We start from the raw sequence: 17,199 nt of genomic DNA on the forward strand, positions 1-17,199 counted from the left end.
GACCTCGGGAGGGACCCAATGTCACGCCAATTCAGACCATTCCACGGCTCGCAACGCTTCGTCGCTTCGGCGATGGGGGTAGCGATTTCCAGCGTTTCAGCCACGCACGTGGCGCAGGCTGCTGAAGCGGACGACAATGCTGTGACCCTGGGCGCTACGACCGTCACGGAGCAGGCAGAGGCTGCCGCCTACAAGACCGACGACTCGGCCTCGAACAAGTACACCGCCCCGCTGCGCGAGACGCCCAAGAGCGTGACCGTTATCCCTCAACAGGTGATCAGGGACACCGCCGCTACCAGCTTGACCGACGCACTGCGTACCACGCCTGGTATCACTTTTGGCGCGGGCGAAGGCGGCAACCCTGCTGCGGACCGCCCGATCATCCGCGGCTTCAACGCCGAAAGCGACGTGTTCATCGACGGTATGCGTGACGTTGCCGCGCAAAGCCGGGAAATCTTCAACGTTGAGGCCGTCGAGGTCAGCAAAGGGCCTGGCTCAGCCTTCACCGGCGCGGGTTCCACGGGTGGCAGCCTTAACCTCATCACAAAGTCGGCCAAGCTGGGCGATGCGTATGACGGTGGTTTCACCTGGGGCTCTGACCAGACCAAGCGAACCGTGCTGGACCTCAACAAGCAACTCACCGACACCTCGGCCGTGCGCCTCAACCTGATGAAGCATGAGGCCAACGTGGCTGGCCGGGACGACGTAGACGTCAGCCGCTGGGGCTTCGCACCCTCCCTTGCCCTTGGCCTGGGCACCGACACGCGGGTAACGCTGGGCTACTATCACCTGTCCACCGATGACATGCCCGACTACGGCATTCCGCTCACCTCAAGCCCGAACCGCTCGAAGTACCAGATCGATAAGCCTGTAAGTGTGAGCAAAAGCAACTTCTACGGCCTCGATGCCCGAGACTACCGTAAGAGCACCAACGACAGTGGCACCGTGCGCATCGAGCACGACCTCAACGAGAACGTAACCCTGGGCAACAGCCTGCGGGTGTCCCGTTCCACCCTGGACTATATCGTCACCAACCCGGACGACAGCCGAGGTAACGTGGCCAATGGCTTGGTCTCGCGTTCGGCAAAAAGCCGCAACTCCACCTCCCAAGGGTTTGCCAACCAAACCGACCTGACCTTCCGCTTCAAGACGGGCGCCATCGAGCACACGCTCAACAGCGGCATAGAAGTGACCTATCAGGACACACACAACCGCGCCTACGTGGTGTCCGGTACCTCCAACTGCAGGGCCGGCGCGGTCCCCGCAGGCGACTGCACCTCCTTGAGCAACCCCTCCCCGGGCGATGCCTGGGACGGGACGGTCACCGACAGCCCTGCTTATACTGATACCGACACCAAAACCGCTGCCGGCTATGTGTTCGATACGTTGAAGCTCAGTGAACGGTGGTCGGTGAACGCAGGCCTGCGTTATGACGATTACCAAACCCGGTCCAGTGGTTACTCCACCGGCGGGCGCGGCGCGGTGGCCGGTGATTTCTCGCGGGAAAACAACAGCCATCTGTGGAATTACCAACTGGGGGTGGTGTACAACGTTCGCCCCAACGGCAGCCTGTACGCGGCCTGGTCCACCTCAAGCAATCCCGCCGGAGAGACCAGCGGCAATGGTGGGTTGGAGCTGAGCGACGCCAATACCAATCTTGAGCCCGAGCGTAATCGCAATTACGAAGTGGGCACCAAGTGGGACCTGTTCGATGACCGCCTGGCGCTGACGGCAGCGGTGTTCCGCACAGACAAAACCAACGCCCGGATAGCCGACCCCGATGGCGGCACCTATCAGGTACTGGGCGGCAAGCAACGGGTAGACGGCATCGAGCTGACCTACAGTGGCAAGCTGACCGACGCCTGGAACCTCTATGGCGGGTATACCTACCTGCGCAGCGAGCTAATGGAAACCACCGCCGCGGCCGACGAAGGCAACCACCTGCCCAACACCCCGCGTCAGTCGTTCAACCTGTGGTCCACCTATGCGCTAACGCCCAAGCTCACCTTCGGTGCCGGTGCGACCTTCGTCGATGCCCGCTTCGGCAACGAAGCCAATTCGGTAGAGGTGCCTGCCTACTGGCGCTACGACGCCATGGCGCAATACCACGTGACGAAGCACCTCGACCTGCAATTGAATGTGCAAAACCTCACTGACAAACGCTATTTCGATCAGGTCTTCCAAACCCATTACGCCCATGTGGCGCCCGGCCGCACCGCGTTGATGAGCGCTAACTTCCACTTCTAACCCTCGCCCATGGCCACCGCCTCGCTCGCCTAGGTGTGCGGGGCGTTGGTGATTTAACCTTGGCCCTTTTTCCCCAGCAGGCCGGCACGTGTTCAAGAAAACGGTATTTCAACTTCATTGGCTGCTTGGAATTTCCGCAGGCCTGGTGCTCTCGCTGATGGGCATTACTGGCGCCTTGTACACCTTTCAAGACGAGCTGCTGCTGGCACTCAACCCCACCACACTGAAGGTAACGCCCAACGAGGCGGGCATCGAGCCGCTGTCACGTCTGGTACACCAGTTAGAGGACCAGTATCCCGGCAAGGTCAGCGGGCTCTGGATCAACCTTACCGGCGATCAGGCCTCGCGCGTGTCCTACGCGCCCGCGCCTGGTGAGCGGCGCGGGCCTACCCAATATGTAGACCCGTACACCGGCCAGGTGCGAGGCGAGGTGACTGGTCAGGCCTTCTTTGGCTTCGTGCTACGGCTGCACCGCTTTCTGGCCCTGGGGGAAAGCGGCAAGCAGGTGACCGCCGCCTGTACCCTGGCCTTGCTGTTCTTTTGTTTCTCCGGAATTTACCTGCGCTGGCCGCGACAGCCGCTGCGGTGGCGTGCCTGGCTGAGCCTGAACTGGGCAGCGCGTGGCCGTGCCTTTCAGTGGAACCTGCACGCGGTGGCGGGTACTTGGTGCCTGGCGTGTTACCTCGTGGCCGCCTGTACGGGGTTGATCTGGTCGTATGACTGGTTTCGAGCAGGCGCCTCGCAGGTGCTCACCGGCACCGCCGTGCCCCCGCGTAGCGGCGAGGGGCGCGGCGGCCGCCAACGTGATGCACCTGGGCCGGCCCCCGACCTCGATGCCCTGTGGCGAACCCTTCAGGCCACGGCGGGGCCTGAGCTGAGCAGCTTCAACCTGCGCTTGCCCGCAGGGCCTGGCCAACCGGCCACAGTGTTCTACCTGCTGACACACTCCCCCCATGATCGCGCTTTCAATACCCTGACGCTCAACCCGGTCAGTGGCGCGGTGCTCAAGCACGACACCTATGCCAGCAAGCCGCTAGGGGAACAACTGTTCGCCAGCAACTATGCACTGCACACCGGTAGCTATTTCGGGCTGCCTGGGCGCCTGCTGATGATGGCGGCCAGCTTGTGCATGCCACTGTTTTTCATCACGGGCTGGCTGCTGTACCTGGACCGCCGGCGCAAGGCACGGCATATCCGCCTGAGCCAACAGGGCCTGGATGGCCGGGAAGAAGGCTGGCTGATCGCCTTCGCCAGCCAGAGTGGTTTCGCCGAGCAGTTGGCGTGGCAGGCTGCCGCTCGCTTGCAGGCAAGTGGTCAGGGTGCCCGCGTGATCAGCCTGGCCACGGTAAGCGAAGCCGATCTCAAGGGCGCCTGCCAGGCGGTGTTCGTGGTGAGCACCTTCGGGGACGGTCAGGCCCCGGACAGCGCCCGCCTGTTCGAGCGGCAACTGGCTGCCCGCCAGTGGCCATTGCCGCAGTTGCGCTACGCCCTATTGGCGCTGGGAGACCGCAGCTATGACGATTTCTGCGGCTTCGGCCGCCGCCTGACAGGCTGGCTCGACGCTCAGGGTGCACAGGCTCTGTTCCCGCCTATAGAAGTGGACTGCGCCAGCGAAAGCGACCTAGGCCAATGGCAACAGGCGCTGGGGGTTCATTGTGCGGCAAGCGATGTGGCGGTGGCCGATGCCGTGCCAGGCCTCGCCCCCGTATACCCCTGGGTGCTCATACAGCGCACCCTGCTGAACCCTGACAGCGCGGGGGCGCCCCTGTACAGGTTGGAACTCGCCATCCCGCCGGGCCTGCACTGGAGTGCCGGTGACCTGTTGGAAGTGCTGCCGCCCGGGCAGCACCTGGCTACTCAGCCCCGCGCCTACTCCATCGCCTCGCTGCCTGCCGAGGGCACCCTCTGCCTGCTGGTGCGCCAACACCGCCTGGCCCACGGCGCACTTGGCGTGTGTTCAGGCTGGCTCACAGCACAGTTAGCCCTTGGCAGTAGCCTGGACGCGCGATTAAGGCCCAACAGTAACTTCCACCCCCCTGAAGGCGATTGCCCCTTGATCCTGGTAGGCAATGGCAGCGGCTTGGCCGGCTTGCTGGGTGTGCTCAAGGCCCGCATCGCGGCCGGCCATCACCGCAACTGGCTGATATTCGGCGAACGTAACCGGGCGACGGATTTTCTGTGCGAAGGCCAACTTACCGCCTGGCAGGCCACCGGCGCGCTGGCTCGCCTCGACCCTGTGTTCTCACAGGACCAACCACACAAGCGCTACGTACAGCACCTGCTGGTGGAGGCCGCCGACGACCTGCGTCAATGGCTAGATAAAGGCGCACTGATTTACCTGTGCGGCAGCCTGGAAGGCATGGCTCAAGGGGTCGACACTACCTTGCGCCAACTGTTGGGGAACGCCGCTGTTGACGGCTTGATCGAAACCGGGCGGTATCGGCGGGATGTGTACTGACCGGGCTGGTGCGCTGCCGGCCATGGCGCCGGCCTTGAAACAGGCCGGCTATGTGGGGCGGGTATCAGGCGCCAGGCTCAGCCACCCCTTTTTCAATCACATTCAGGGTGAACTGAGCAATGATGCCCTTCTGAAGGTTTAGGTAATCGCCGCTGTAGCCTGTCAGGCTCGACGCTTCGAACCCTACACGTACTAACTGGCCACGTGCGTCAGTCATGCGGACATAGGTGTCGTGTTCATACAGGTAAATGGCTGGCGTCACCGCGTCGGTCAGAGGGTAGAGGCCAAGGTAGCCGCTGTCACTGAATTCAGCTCGTACATTGCGAGCCGCGCCTGCGTTCTCACCCCACAGCCGCAGTTCATAGCGGGTGAAGCCCTCACCACGGCTCACGGCCCCGAACCAGAGGGGTTGAGGCCCGCGTTTCGCAAACGCTTGAGTGGACGTCAGCCAGCTCCCATCACGTCCGATGAAAGAACCGTCGTCTCTTCGCCCTGCCTGTTCCCATGTATGCACAGGCCCAGGTGCCTGAGTGTTAATGACGTTCAGCGTGGCTACGAACGATAAGTCTTTGATATAGCGTGGTTGCATGATGATGCTCCATTGTCAGGGAGCGCTCATGCTCAGAGGTATGCGGGTTTCGCGGAATCGGTAAACACTTCCCTTACCCTGCGGGCTGCAGCCCTGCGCCTGTCACCCCGCCCCGAGCGTGCGCATCGGGGCGGGGTGACAGGCGCAGGGGCGGTGCATTAAGCCGCGCCCGGAACAGTCAGCGTCTGACCTTCAGCCTTTTTCAAGACGGCGTACGCCAGCGCGGTGACCAGGCTGCCGGCCAGGATTGCCAGCAGGTACAGCAAGGCATGGTTCATGGCATTGGGGATCAACAGCACGAACAGCCCGCCATGGGGGGCAACCAGCTTGCAGCCGAAGTACATGGAAAGCGCGCCGGTGAGCGCACCGCCGACCATGGAGGCGGGAATGACCCGCAGCGGGTCCTTGGCCGCGAACGGAATGGCACCCTCGGAGATAAAGCATAGCCCGAGAATCACCGCCGCCTTGCCGGCTTCACGCTCAGCCTGGGCAAATTTGTGCCGCGCCAAAAGGCTGGCCAACCCCAGCCCGATGGGCGGAACCATGCCAGCGGCCATGGTTGCGGCCATCGGGCCAGTGGTCTGGTCTGCAAGCAAGCCTACCGAGAAGGCATAGGCTGCCTTGTTGATAGGCCCCCCGAGGTCCACGCACATCATGCCGCCCAGGAAGATACCCAGTAGCACAGCGTTGGTGGTGCCCATGCTGTTGAGGAACTCGGTAAGCCCCCGCAACATGCTCGCCACAGGCGCCCCGACCACGTACACCATTACCAGGCCGGTCAGCAGGCTGGCCAGCAAGGGGATGATGAGGATGGGCTTGAGCGATTCCAGGCTGGCGGGCAGTCGGGCTGCGCGGTTGATGCCTTTGGCGCCGTAACCTGCGATAAACCCGGCGAGGATTCCCCCAATGAAGCCTGCACCCAGGGTGCTGGCGAGCAAGCCACCAATCATCCCTGGCGCCAGGCCAGGGCGGTCGGCGATGGACCAGGCGATATAGCCTGCCAACAGTGGCACCATCAGCATGAAGGCAGCGTCGCCGATCTGCTTGAGCGCGGCAGGGAACGTGCCTGGCTCTTTGAAGGCGTCGATGCCGAACACGAAGGACAGCGCGATCAGCAGGCCGCCGGCCACTACCATGGGCAGCATGAACGAAACACCGGTCAGCAGGTGTTTGTAGACACCGCGCTTCTCCTGCTTGGCAGAGGTAGCACCCGCCGCGCCGCTGGCACTCTCCACCTGCCCTTCAGCCAAGGCTTTTTGCAGCATGGCCTTGGCCTGCTTCAGGGCGATACCCGTGCCGCAGCGGAAGATGCGCTTGCCCGCGAAGCGCTCGGTGGCCACTTCGATATCACAGGCGAGCAGCACCACGTCGGCGGCGGCAATGTCATCGGCCCCCAGCGGATTGCGTGCGCCTACCGAGCCCTGGGTCTCTACCTTGAGGCTGTAGCCCAACTGGTTGGCCGCCTGTTGCAGGGCTTCAGCCGCCATGAACGTGTGCGCAACCCCGGTGGGGCATGCGGTAATGGCGACCAGACGCGGTTGCGCGGTACTGGCGACAGGTGCAGTTACCGTAGCCTCCGGCTCATAGGGGCTGGCCTCGGCCAAGGCTTTGTCCAGAAATGCATCCACGTCGCCCAAGGCGGCTGCCGGCGTGCTCTGGTACAGGCGCTTACCGCGCAGGCGGGTCAAATCCAGCGGTGCGCTGTTGACTACCAGCACCCAGTCCGCTTCCTCGATGTTCATCGGCGACAGGTGGCGTTCCGGGTGCTGCGGGTCATGGATTTCTACGCAGGTACTCCAGCCACGGCGCTGCGCCGCGCCGTCCAGCAAGCGGGCACTGAGCACGCTGGAAATCCGCCCGCCAGGGCAGGCAGTAATGATGGCGAGTTTCATTGGGGTGTCTCCTCGAACGCTGCCAGGGGGCGCACGCTCACGCCACTTTCAAGCTGTGCCAACGCGCCGGGCTCGGCGATGCCGAAGCCGATTTGCGTCACGGCCATGGCCGCGATAGCCGTGGCCGTACGCAAGGTGGTTTGGGCGCTGGTTTGGGTCAACAGGCCATGAACCATGCCGGCGAGCAGAGAGTCGCCCGCCCCCACGGTACTGGCAACGGCCACCGTGGGCGGCAGTGCATGCAGGGCACTGGTGGGCGTAAACCAACTGACGCCTTGAGCGCCTTGGGAAATCACCACGTGTTCAACGCCCTGACCCTGCAGTGCCTTGGCCGCGCTGGCCTGCTGCTCCAAGTTTTCGACCGGGCTGCCCAAGGCCTGGGTCAGCTCCTCGGTATTGGGCTTGACCAGCCAGGGCTGACAGGTAAGGCCGGTGCGCAAGGCGGCGCCACTGGTATCGAGCGCCACACGCAGGCCCAAGCCATGCAGGGCTTCAAGCAGGTGTCGCAACCAGGGAAGGTCTACCCCTCGCGGCAAACTACCGGCCACCACGGCCACGTCATGACCAGGCGCGATGCGCGCCAGGCGTTCGATAAGCGCAGCCTGATTCTGTTCGGATACGTGCGGGCCGCTGCCATTGATGTCGGTTACCCGCCCATCGGCTTCGGCAAGCTTGAGGTTGCGGCGGGTCTCACCGGGCACCCGGATGAACGCATCGGTAAAGCCCCGCGCTGCGAACAGCGCCTCGAAGCGATCCGTGTTGTCGCTCCCCAGAAAGCCCGTCACGGTCAACTCATGGCCCAGGTCGGCCAGCACTTGAGCCACGTTCAAGCCCTTGCCCGCAGCATGCTCATGCAGTGCATCGCTACGGTTTACCTCACCCACCCGTAAGCCGTTCAGTTGCACGGTAAGGTCCAGGGCCGGGTTGAGGGTAATTGTCAGAATCCTTGCCATTATGCGTTCTCCACCAGTGCGCGCACTTCGCCCGCACTTGCTGCCACCAGCGCCTGGCGCGCCAGGCCTTGAGCCGTGGCCAAGGCCAGCCCGCGCACTTCGGCTTTTACTTGCGCGATGCTGCGCGCCGATACGCTGAGCTCATCCACGCCCAACCCCACCAGTACGGGTACGGCCAGTGGGTCAGCCGCCAGTTCGCCACACACCCCTACCCATTTGCCGTGGGCATGCGCGGCGCGCACGGTGATGTCGATCAGTTGCAGCACTGCCGGATGCAGGCCATCGGCCTGGGCAGACAAGGTGGGGTGACCACGGTCAATGGCCAGGGTGTACTGGGTCAGGTCGTTGGTGCCAATGCTGAAGAAGTCCACCTCGGCAGCCAATACGGGTGCCAGCAATGCGGCCGAGGGCACTTCGATCATGATGCCCAGCTGCAGGTCGTCCACCGGGTGTTCCTGGCGCAGGCGCGCCACCATGTCCCGGCCCTGGCGCCATTCTTCCACTGTCGCCACCATCGGGAACATGATGCGCAACGGGCGGTTTTTGCCCGCCTGCAACAGGGCACGCAATTGGGTTTCCATCAGCTCGGGGCGCTGCAACGTCAATCGGATGCCCCGCACGCCAAGGAAAGGGTTTTCCTCGACTGGAATGGGCCAGTAGGGCAAAGGCTTATCGCCGCCCACGTCCAGGGTACGCACCACCAGCGGCCGCCCTTCAAGGGCGTCGAGTACGCGAAGGTACTCGGCGCGTTGGGTGGCTTCGTCGGGTGCCTGGGGGTGGGCCATGAAGATCAACTCAGTGCGCAGCAGCCCGATGCCTTCGGCACCTTGCTCTACCGCGCCCGCCACAGCCGAGGCTTCACCCACGTTGGCGAACACTTCCACGGCATGGCGGTCGGTGGTAATGGCAGGTTCGTGTCGGCGCTGGGCCGCAGCGGCCAGGCGCTCGGCGCGTTGGTCACGGTCACGACGGGCACTTACCAGGGCGTCCTCAGCCGGGGCAATGGTCACCAGGCCGTGTTGCCCGTCCAGCAGCAGCAGGGTACCGGAGGCCAGGCGCAGCACGGCCTCGCCCGCGCCCACCACGGCAGGAATACCCAGGGCGCGCGCCACGATAGCGCTGTGCGCGGTGGCACCGCCGCGCGCGGTAAGAATACCGGCCACGCGTGTGGGGTCTAGCCGCGCCACGTCCGAGGGGCCGACTTCATCCATCACCAACACATAAGGCTCGGCAGGTGCCTCGGCAGCCTGCACGCCGCACAATTGCGCCAGCACGCGGCGACCGATGTCGCGCAGGTCTGCGGCGCGTTCTGCCAGCAAGGCGTCGCGTAGCGCTTCCTGGCGCACAGCTGCGGTTTCGATCACCGCGACCCAGGCCGCTGCAGCGCTTTCGCCTTGGCGCAGGCGCTGGGCCACTTCATCGAACAACGCAGGGTCGTCAAGCATTTCCAGGTGAGTGACGAAAATATCCCGGATGGCCTGCGCCGTGCTCCGTGTAATGAGGCGTTGAACAGCCTCGCGCACGTGGCCAATGGCGCGCTCCAGGTGTTCACGCTCCGCCGCAGGCGAGCTGCCACGGGCGGGGTAGTCGAAGTGTTGGGCAACATCCACGTGGGCAGGCCCCATGGCAATGCCCGGCGCAGCCGGCACGGCGCGCAGCACCTCGCCGGCCACCGGTGCCGGCAGCGGGGCGGGCGCTTCAGGTTCGGCCACCGGCGGTAGGGCGGTGGCTAGGGGCAAGGGCTCTACTGCCTCGCCCAGGCCCCGCTCGATAGCCGCAATCAACGCGGGCAAGGCCTGCTCGGCGATGGCGGGCTCTGCCGCCAACTCCAACACCTGGCCACGGCGGGCGCCGAGGCTAAGCAGCCGGCTGAGGCTTTTAGCCGAAACAGGGGCCTCACCGCTGTCTACCAGGCGCACCTGGATTTCACCGTCGAACCCTTTAGCCAGCTGGGCCAGCTCTTTGGCAGGCCGGGCGTGCAGCCCGTGGGCATTAGCCAGGGTGACCCGAACGCTGGGCCAGTCGGGCGGTACTTCCCCACCCAATACCTCCAGCACGGCGCGGCTGTCGGCGGCGTGGAACAGCTCTTCGCCACGGCCAGCAATCAGCAGCACGCACAGCCGCTCCAGCAGCGCCTCGTGGGCTTCGCCCAAACTTGCCAGGCAGAACAGCCCATTGACCGTCCCGCCGTCGTGGGCCAGCGGCCGCTCAGGGGTTACAAACGCCAGGCCAGGCCGGCTGACGCCTTGTTCGCTGTGCAGCCACCACAGCCCTTCGCCTAACGGCAAGGGTGGGGTCTGTTGCAGCACGCCTGCAAAACCGCTGCTCACACACTCGGCCTGGCGCAGCAAGCGGGCACCGCGCCATACCAACTCTTCAAAGTCTTCGGCAGGCACGCCGAGGCCGACCATTTGCGCGTCCAGGGCCAGGGCCTGGGGCGCGCCTTGCAGCAGCTTGAGCAAGGCGTCGGGGGTGCTGGCGCGGCGCAAGGCTTCGCCCAGGTCGGTTTCGCCCAGCGCACGGGTCAGCAGTTGCAACAGGCGCAGGTGTTCGTCGGACTTGGCCGCGATCCCGATCGCCAGGTACACCCTCTGGCCATCGCCCCAATCCACCCCTTCGGGGAACTGCAGCAGACGTACACCGGTGGTGAACACGTGGTCGCGGGTAGCAGGGGTACCGTGGGGGATGGCAATACCCTGGCCCAGGTACGTCGACCCTTGCCCTTCGCGGTCCTGCAGGCCCTGCAGATAGCCGGGGGCAACCAGCCCATCGGCCACTAGCCGGTCAGCCAGCAGGCGCAACGCGGCGGGCTTGTCGTCAGCCACCTGGCCCATGGAAATCTGCTGCGAGGTAAGCTCGAGCATGCCTGACTCCTTATCGCGCCGCTAAACAGCGCTTAGGTATTGTTGTGAGTGTTTCCAGCCTGCCACGGCTATCGTTGAGGCTAGGCGCACAAACGCTTTCGGGCCACCCAGGCAGTGGGTGGATAATTGAAATCACGCCTCAGACCGCACGGGTGCAGTTTTATCGCACACATGGCAGCTGAAACGTTTAATCTGTGAAGCAGCGCACGTTACTTGAAATCACTGGACGAAGGAAAGCCTACCGTCGGGCAACCTGTGAAAAACTGGGTCTGCCCCCAAGGCGCCAGATCAGCGACAATGCCTTTTGCCCTGCCTACAGGTGGCCTGCCGGAGCCTGGGGTGCCCTATAAGGAACCTTTGCTTGAAACTCAGCGATATCGCTCGGCTGGCCGGGGTCTCGGTCACCACCGCCAGCTACGTCATCAATGGCAAGGCCGCCCAGCAACGCATCAGCGAAGCCACCGTTACCCGGGTGCGGGCCGTGGTTGATGCCCATGGCTTCACACCCAACCCCCAAGCGGCCGGGTTGCGTAGCCAGCGCACGATGACGCTGGGGTTCATCCTGCCCGACCTGGACAACCCCAGCTACGCACGCATCGCCAAGGTGCTTGAGCAGCGGGCGCGCGCTCGGGGCTATCAGCTGCTGATCGCTAGCTCCGATGATGAGCCTGAGAGCGAACGCCAGCTGCAGAAGCTGTTCCGGGCCCGCCGCTGTGACGCGCTCTTCGTTGCCAGTTGCCTGCCTACCAACGACAGCTGCTACCGGGAGATCCAAAGCCGGGGCACCCCGGTGATCGCCATCGACCGCAAGATGGACCCTAGCCTGTTTTGCTCCGTCATCAGCGACGACCGCGAAGCCTCCCGGCTGCTCACCGCCAGCCTGCTCGAACCAGGCCTGGCGCATATTGCCCTGATCGGTGCACGGTCGGAGTTGAGCATCAGTACCGAGCGTGCCGGTGGGTTCAACGATGCGCTGTCGGCGTTCTCTGGCAAGGTGCTGGTACGCGAAGGCGAAACCTTCAGCCGCGAGACCGGCCAGCGATTGATGCGCGAGCTGATCGACGAGCTTGGCGGCCTGCCAGGCGCCCTGGTGACCACCTCCTATGTGCTGTTGCAGGGGGTGTTCGATGTGCTCAAGGGCCGAGAACTGTCCGACCGATCCCTGCGCCTAGGCACGTTCGGCGACACCCAGCTGCTGGATTTCCTGCCACTGCCGATTAACGCCATGGCGCAACAGCACGAGCTGATCGCCCTGCGCGCACTGGAAGTGGCCCTGACCGCCCTGGAAGATAAACACTACCTGCCTGGCGTACATGCCATCGCACGGACCTTCAAGCAACGCATCCACGAGGGCCCTGCGTGAACCTGGTGGACACCCACACACATCTGGATTTCCCTGAGTTCGACGCTGACCGCTCTCAGCAGTTGGAGGCGGCCTACGCGGCTGGGGTACAGCGGGTGGTGGTGCTGGGTGTCCACCGCGCTAATTTCGAGCGGGTGTGGGGCCTGGTGGCGCAAGACAGCCGTCTGTATGCCGCCCTTGGCTTGCACCCGGTGTTTCTGGAAGAGCATACCCCCGCTCACCTGCACGAGCTGAGCGGCTGGCTTGAGCGCCTGGCGGGCAATGAACGGCTGTGTGCGCTGGGCGAGTTTGGGCTCGATTACTACCTCAAGCACCTGGACCGTGACCGCCAGCAACGCCTGTTCGAGGCACAACTGGGCTTGGCCAAAGACTTCGACCTCCCTGTGTTGCTGCATGCGCGCCACTGCCACGCCGCGGTCATTGCTACCCTCAAGCGTTACCAGCTGCCCAAATGCGGCGTGATTCATGCGTTTGCCGGCAGTTGGGAAGAAGCGCGGGAGTACCTCAAGCTGGGGTTCAAACTGGGCCTGGGCGGTGCCCCTACCTGGCCTCAGGCGTTGCGCCTGCGCAAGGTCGTGCCGCGCTTGCCCCTGGACAGCATCGTGCTGGAAACCGACAGCCCCGACATGGCCCCCAGCATGCGCCCCGGAGTGCGCAACAGCCCGCTGCACCTGCCGGACATTTGCAGGGCCCTGGCGCCCCTGCTGAACGTGACCCCCGAGGCCCTTGCAGCCGCCAGCACCCAGAACGCTTGCGAGCTATTTGGGTGGGCGGCATAGAACGCTGCATGAGTTAGGCTCCCGCCTATCGCTCGCGCGCCTTACCCTCGGTATAGCAGCGTCCATAACGCGAAGAGCGCGTACCACAGCACTGCCGCCCGCTGCAGCAATGCCCACAGGGCATCGAGCTCTGCCACGGGCTCGGTGGCCAGGAGGGCATCGGGTGAAGCGACGTCTGCCGCCAACCGGCCTGTCTGGGTCACGAAACGCGCTGCGCTGCCGCGCCAATCCAGCAGTTCGAGCAGCATCCAACGGCACACCGCTACAAAGTTGCCTACCAAGGCAAAGCTGGCGCCCAGTACCCGCGCAGGCAGCCAGTCCAAGGCATGGCGCAGCCGTTGAGCGTGCTCGGCCAAAGCGGGGTGGGTACTGCGTTCAGCCACCAACGCCAATAGCCGGTACGCCAATGCCAGCGCCGGGCCGAGCAGGCTGTACCAGAACACCACTGCAAAAAAACTCTGAAACGTCTGCCAGAGCAGCCAGCCATGTGCCTGCTCGGGCAGCGCTTCAGCCGTAGGTGCCGTCACACCCAGGTCACGCTCGGCCACATACAGCACCGCCTGTGCATCGCCGCGGCGCCAGGCATCGCGCAACGGGCCCATGGCAGCCTTGGGTTCGCCTCGGCCCAGGCTATACAGCAACATCCACAGGTGCACAGGCAGCGCGAGCCAGCCGTAGGCCACAGTGCTTAACGCCCACAGCAGCAGTATCACCAGCAACACTGGCACACCTACCAATAGGCTCAACGCACCCCACGGGTGCTTGCGCAACCCGCTCGCCCTACCGTAGGTGCTCAGTGCCCGCAAAAACCAGCCATCACGCTGAACGCGCTGGCGCAGCGCAGAAAACTTCTCGATCCAGACCACCAGTAACAGCACCAAAAAGCTCACGCGTTTCTCTCCGTAGTCAGCGCCTGCACCGGTGCCAGGCTTGCCAGGTATCGCTCCCAGGCAAAGGCAGTGCCAGGGTCGGTTTTGCGCACCGGCGCAATATGGCAATGGCCCTGGATACGGGCGGGGGTAATAGCGGGATAGAGCCTGCGGATTTCATCACTCAAGTGAGCAAGGCTTGCGTATTGGGCGTCGGTATAGGGCAGCTCGTCGGTGCCCTCCAGCTCAATGCCTAGCGAAAAGTCATTGCACCCTTCCCTGCCTTCGAAACAAGACACGCCCGCATGCCATGCTCGGTCATGGCAGGACACGAACTGTGTGACAGCACCGTCACGCTCGATGAGAAAGTGCGCCGAGACCGTCATCTGCGCGATGCTTGCGAAATAAGGGTGGGCGTTGCCGTCAAGGCGATTCTGGAAAAATTCAACCACGTTGCCCGTGCCGAACTGGCCGGGTGGCAGGCTGATGTTGTGGATCACCAGCAAAGACACTTCATCGCCGGGGCGAGCATTGAAGTTGGGCGAGGGGCAATGGCGTACGCCACTGCACCACCCGGTGACGGGATCCAGGCGGACCTCATCGAGGCGCATACAGGTACCTTCGGGCTAGCAGGTCAAGCGCGCAGTATGCCCTGTTCAGCCACACCGCGCAGCGCGCCAGGGCACCTTGTATTACTTTTTGAGCTCGCGCAGCTTGATGACTACAGCATCCAGGGCACGGTCGAACAACAGGTTGTCATCCAGAATTCGAATGCTGCCCTGCTGGAACTCCTGCGCCAAGCTCTGACGCGTTTTCTCCAGCACCTTCATGCCGGTACGGTTGACGAACACATACTTGCCCGTGCTTTCGATAATGGCAGTGAGCTTGCATCGAAGGCGGGATTCTTCGTCCTCTTGTAACTCCACCCACAGCCCAGGACGCAAGGCATCTACCTGAGCGAATACCGGGTCGTCTTCGGCCAGGTGGGCCACGGGCTCAGCGGCTGGTGGCGCTGGCGAGCCACTGCCTTCCAGCACGATCTCGTCCAGCACCTTGACCAGCGCGGGATCATTGGCCGGGTCAGGCAGGCTCCCGCCGGGCGTTTCACGCTGGAAGGCCTGCACGTGCAGGTTTTCCAACTGGCTGAAAAACTGGCTGGTGGCGAACGGGTCGAAGGCCGAGCTGGTCAACCCTTCGCGCAGCGACTTGAGCAGGCCTGGCACCAGCTCCAACAGCCGCAGGCGGCTGCTCGAGTCATCGTGCGGCACCACGCTCCAGATAAGCTGGTCCATGGTCTCAAGGCCAGCTTTCCATTCCTCGGACTGGCCGCCGTGCTTGAGCCACGTCAGCAACAAGAATTTGCTCCAGGCTTCTTCCAGCAAGCGCACAACCACGTGCGGCAAGGTCTTGCCGATCAGGCGGCGGTTAAGTTCGGACTGCACTTGCATACGTGCCAGCTCGGCACGTGCGCGGCCTTCCTCAGCGTCGCGCGTGCGCTGCTCAAGCAGTTCGCTGCGGCGGCGCTCTTCACCGGTGAAGGCGAGGAAATCCACCAGCAACTCGGAGAACAGCGAGGGGTCGTCGACGAAATCGTTAAGCAGGCGCTGCACGATCTGCTCGATGCGCGCATACAGGGCATCACGCTGGGACTCGTCGCGGCTGCTCCAGCCCATTGCCGCGTTGGCAATCTCGTTGAGCAGGCGCCGCGCAGGGTGAGCGCCACGGCTGAAGAAGCTTTTGTCCAGGACGGCGACTTTCAGCATCGGAATCTGCAAGCGGCCGATCAATGCCTTGAGCGAGTCTGGCAGGTTGCGGTCGTCGAGGATGAACTCGAAGAGCATGGCCACCAGGTTGATGACGTCTTCGTCCACCCCGCCCACTACCCGGAACTTCCCGCTCTTGACGCTCACGCGGGTAAGCAGTTGCTCAAGCTGGTAACGCAGGTCGTAGTCTTCGTGGCTGGTGGCATTGGCTGGCACGTACTGCTGCAAGTGCGACAGCAGGCGCAGCAGGTCGCTGGTGGAAATAGGCTGCGCGTCGGCGTGGACATCCAGCTTGGGTGCCACACTGCCGCGTACGGTGTGCAGCAAATCCTGCAACGCCGAGAACACTTCGCGCACGCTCTCATCCAGCGGTGCGTACTGACGGGCTGCATGGGTCTCTTCAGCATGCTCCCCTACACGCTTTCGCGCGATCACCGGCCGGTCTTCGGCGCGACGGCTAGGGGCGGCTTTAAGCTCCGGGAGGATACCTGTGGCGATCAGCAGCTGGTTGGCGTCCACGTACAAATGGTCGGTGTCGCTCAACACGTACTTATCGAACAGCTTGAGAATGATCAGCTTGACCTTGATTTCCACCCCAAGGCTGCGCCCTGCCTGGAGGAAATATTCGCAAAGCATGGCAGGGCCCAGCGGGTTGCTGGCGTCCGTGAGCTTGCGCGGTACCAAGGTATTGAGGCGGATGGTGAGTTGGCTCAAGGTCAAGCCGTCACGCGCCAGCACCTTGCTCACCATGGCATCCAGGGCGACGGTGCGCTCCAGCTCGTCGTTGGGCACCAGCGCGAGTTTGTCGTAGGTGGGCAGCGAGGGCGTTTCCTGGACGTCGTACTGACCAATACGCACGAACGCTTCGTAGAATTTTTCGAGGAAGCCGCGTTCGATGTTCTTGCGCTTGAGGCGCAGGTCACGCATGGCTTCGAAGAAGGTGTTCTGATCGACGTTGTTGAGGGCTTTGTCAGCCATCTCGAACAGGGTGTCGTCCGCGTTGTCGAACAACGCTTGCAAGCCATCCTTCAGCTGCTGGGCGGCCTTGTCACGGACTTGAAGCAGTACCACGGGCAACCGCGCCAAGGGGGCAGACGCCGCCTGGTCGGTTGGCACCTTAAGCGGCACCACGTTGCCATCTGTGACCATGACGAGCTCCTGAAAGTGAAGGTTGAGTGGCGGTGTTCACTGCGCCGAGCGGCGTGTGCCAGGGCGGTTGCAGCATCTCGACGCCCTGGCAGCGACTTGGCAACCGCTACCCCTGTAACAACATGCAGCGCCCTAATGACGCATAGACAGTAAATCAGGCCAAAAGCTCCCGCGCACCGCCAAAAAAAGCAAATGCGCCGGGCGGTTCACTGCGGGGTACGCAGTGGCCGGGCACTGCCCTATAATCGCCCCGGAATTTGCCCCGGAGCTGCC

General features: G+C 63.6%; 11 protein-coding genes. 4 read left to right on the forward strand and 7 right to left on the reverse strand.

The genetic code is table 11. From position 1 onward, the window contains the following. Positions 1 to 18: 18 nt before the first annotated feature. Positions 19 to 2,247 carry a TonB-dependent receptor gene (locus tag AC4LE2_RS17035; protein ID WP_491826874.1) on the forward strand — a complete coding sequence of 743 codons (2,229 nt, stop codon included), beginning with the start codon at positions 19 to 21 and terminating at the stop codon, positions 2,245 to 2,247. Positions 2,248 to 2,335: 88 nt separating this feature from the next. Beyond that, on the forward strand, positions 2,336 to 4,705 hold the full coding sequence (locus AC4LE2_RS17040) for a PepSY domain-containing protein (RefSeq protein ID WP_491826875.1): 2,370 nt from the start codon (positions 2,336 to 2,338) through the stop codon (positions 4,703 to 4,705). Positions 4,706 to 4,769: 64 nt separating this feature from the next. On the opposite strand, the gene AC4LE2_RS17045 is transcribed toward AC4LE2_RS17040, so the two are convergent. The 4 genes from AC4LE2_RS17045 to ptsP form a co-directional block, all read right to left on the reverse strand. Next, positions 4,770 to 5,294 (reverse strand): hypothetical protein, encoded by a 525-nt coding sequence (locus tag AC4LE2_RS17045; RefSeq protein ID WP_491826876.1) that lies wholly within the window; start codon positions 5,292 to 5,294, stop codon positions 4,770 to 4,772. Between the two features lie 158 nt (positions 5,295 to 5,452). Next, positions 5,453 to 7,186 (reverse strand): PTS fructose-like transporter subunit IIB, encoded by a 1,734-nt coding sequence (locus AC4LE2_RS17050; protein WP_491826877.1) that lies wholly within the window; start codon positions 7,184 to 7,186, stop codon positions 5,453 to 5,455. After that, entirely contained in the window at positions 7,183 to 8,139 is a 957-nt protein-coding gene (gene pfkB / locus AC4LE2_RS17055; protein ID WP_491826878.1) for a 1-phosphofructokinase, read from the reverse strand. Before pfkB ends, AC4LE2_RS17050 begins: the two co-directional genes overlap by 4 nt. Beyond that, complete coding sequence (ptsP, locus tag AC4LE2_RS17060; RefSeq protein ID WP_491826879.1) at positions 8,139 to 11,003, reverse strand: phosphoenolpyruvate--protein phosphotransferase; 2,865 nt, start codon at positions 11,001 to 11,003, stop codon at positions 8,139 to 8,141. Before ptsP ends, pfkB begins: the two co-directional genes overlap by 1 nt. Before the next feature lie 361 nt (positions 11,004 to 11,364). Here ptsP and cra point away from each other — a divergent pair, with 361 nt between their 5' ends. Both cra and AC4LE2_RS17070 read left to right on the forward strand, forming a co-directional pair. Further along, a complete protein-coding gene (gene cra / locus AC4LE2_RS17065; RefSeq protein ID WP_491826880.1) occupies positions 11,365 to 12,366 on the forward strand; it encodes a catabolite repressor/activator in 1,002 nt (333 codons plus the stop codon). Further along, on the forward strand, positions 12,363 to 13,145 hold the full coding sequence (locus tag AC4LE2_RS17070; RefSeq protein ID WP_491826881.1) for a TatD family hydrolase: 783 nt from the start codon (positions 12,363 to 12,365) through the stop codon (positions 13,143 to 13,145). The genes cra and AC4LE2_RS17070 overlap by 4 nt, the downstream gene beginning before the upstream one ends. Before the next feature lie 41 nt (positions 13,146 to 13,186). Here the strand turns inward: AC4LE2_RS17070 and ampE are convergent, their stop codons facing one another. The 3 genes from ampE to AC4LE2_RS17085 form a co-directional block, all read right to left on the reverse strand. Continuing rightward, on the reverse strand, positions 13,187 to 14,035 hold the full coding sequence (gene ampE, locus AC4LE2_RS17075; RefSeq protein WP_491826882.1) for a regulatory signaling modulator protein AmpE: 849 nt from the start codon (positions 14,033 to 14,035) through the stop codon (positions 13,187 to 13,189). Further along, positions 14,032 to 14,625, reverse strand: coding sequence for a 1,6-anhydro-N-acetylmuramyl-L-alanine amidase AmpD (ampD, locus tag AC4LE2_RS17080; RefSeq protein ID WP_491826883.1), 594 nt, complete (start codon positions 14,623 to 14,625; stop codon positions 14,032 to 14,034). Before ampD ends, ampE begins: the two co-directional genes overlap by 4 nt. Before the next feature lie 81 nt (positions 14,626 to 14,706). Next, a complete protein-coding gene (locus AC4LE2_RS17085; RefSeq protein ID WP_491826884.1) occupies positions 14,707 to 16,926 on the reverse strand; it encodes a DUF1631 domain-containing protein in 2,220 nt (739 codons plus the stop codon). Between the last annotated feature and the right edge of the window lie 273 nt (positions 16,927 to 17,199).

The sequence above is a fragment of the Pseudomonas sp. 9.3L genome (assembly GCF_058536285.1).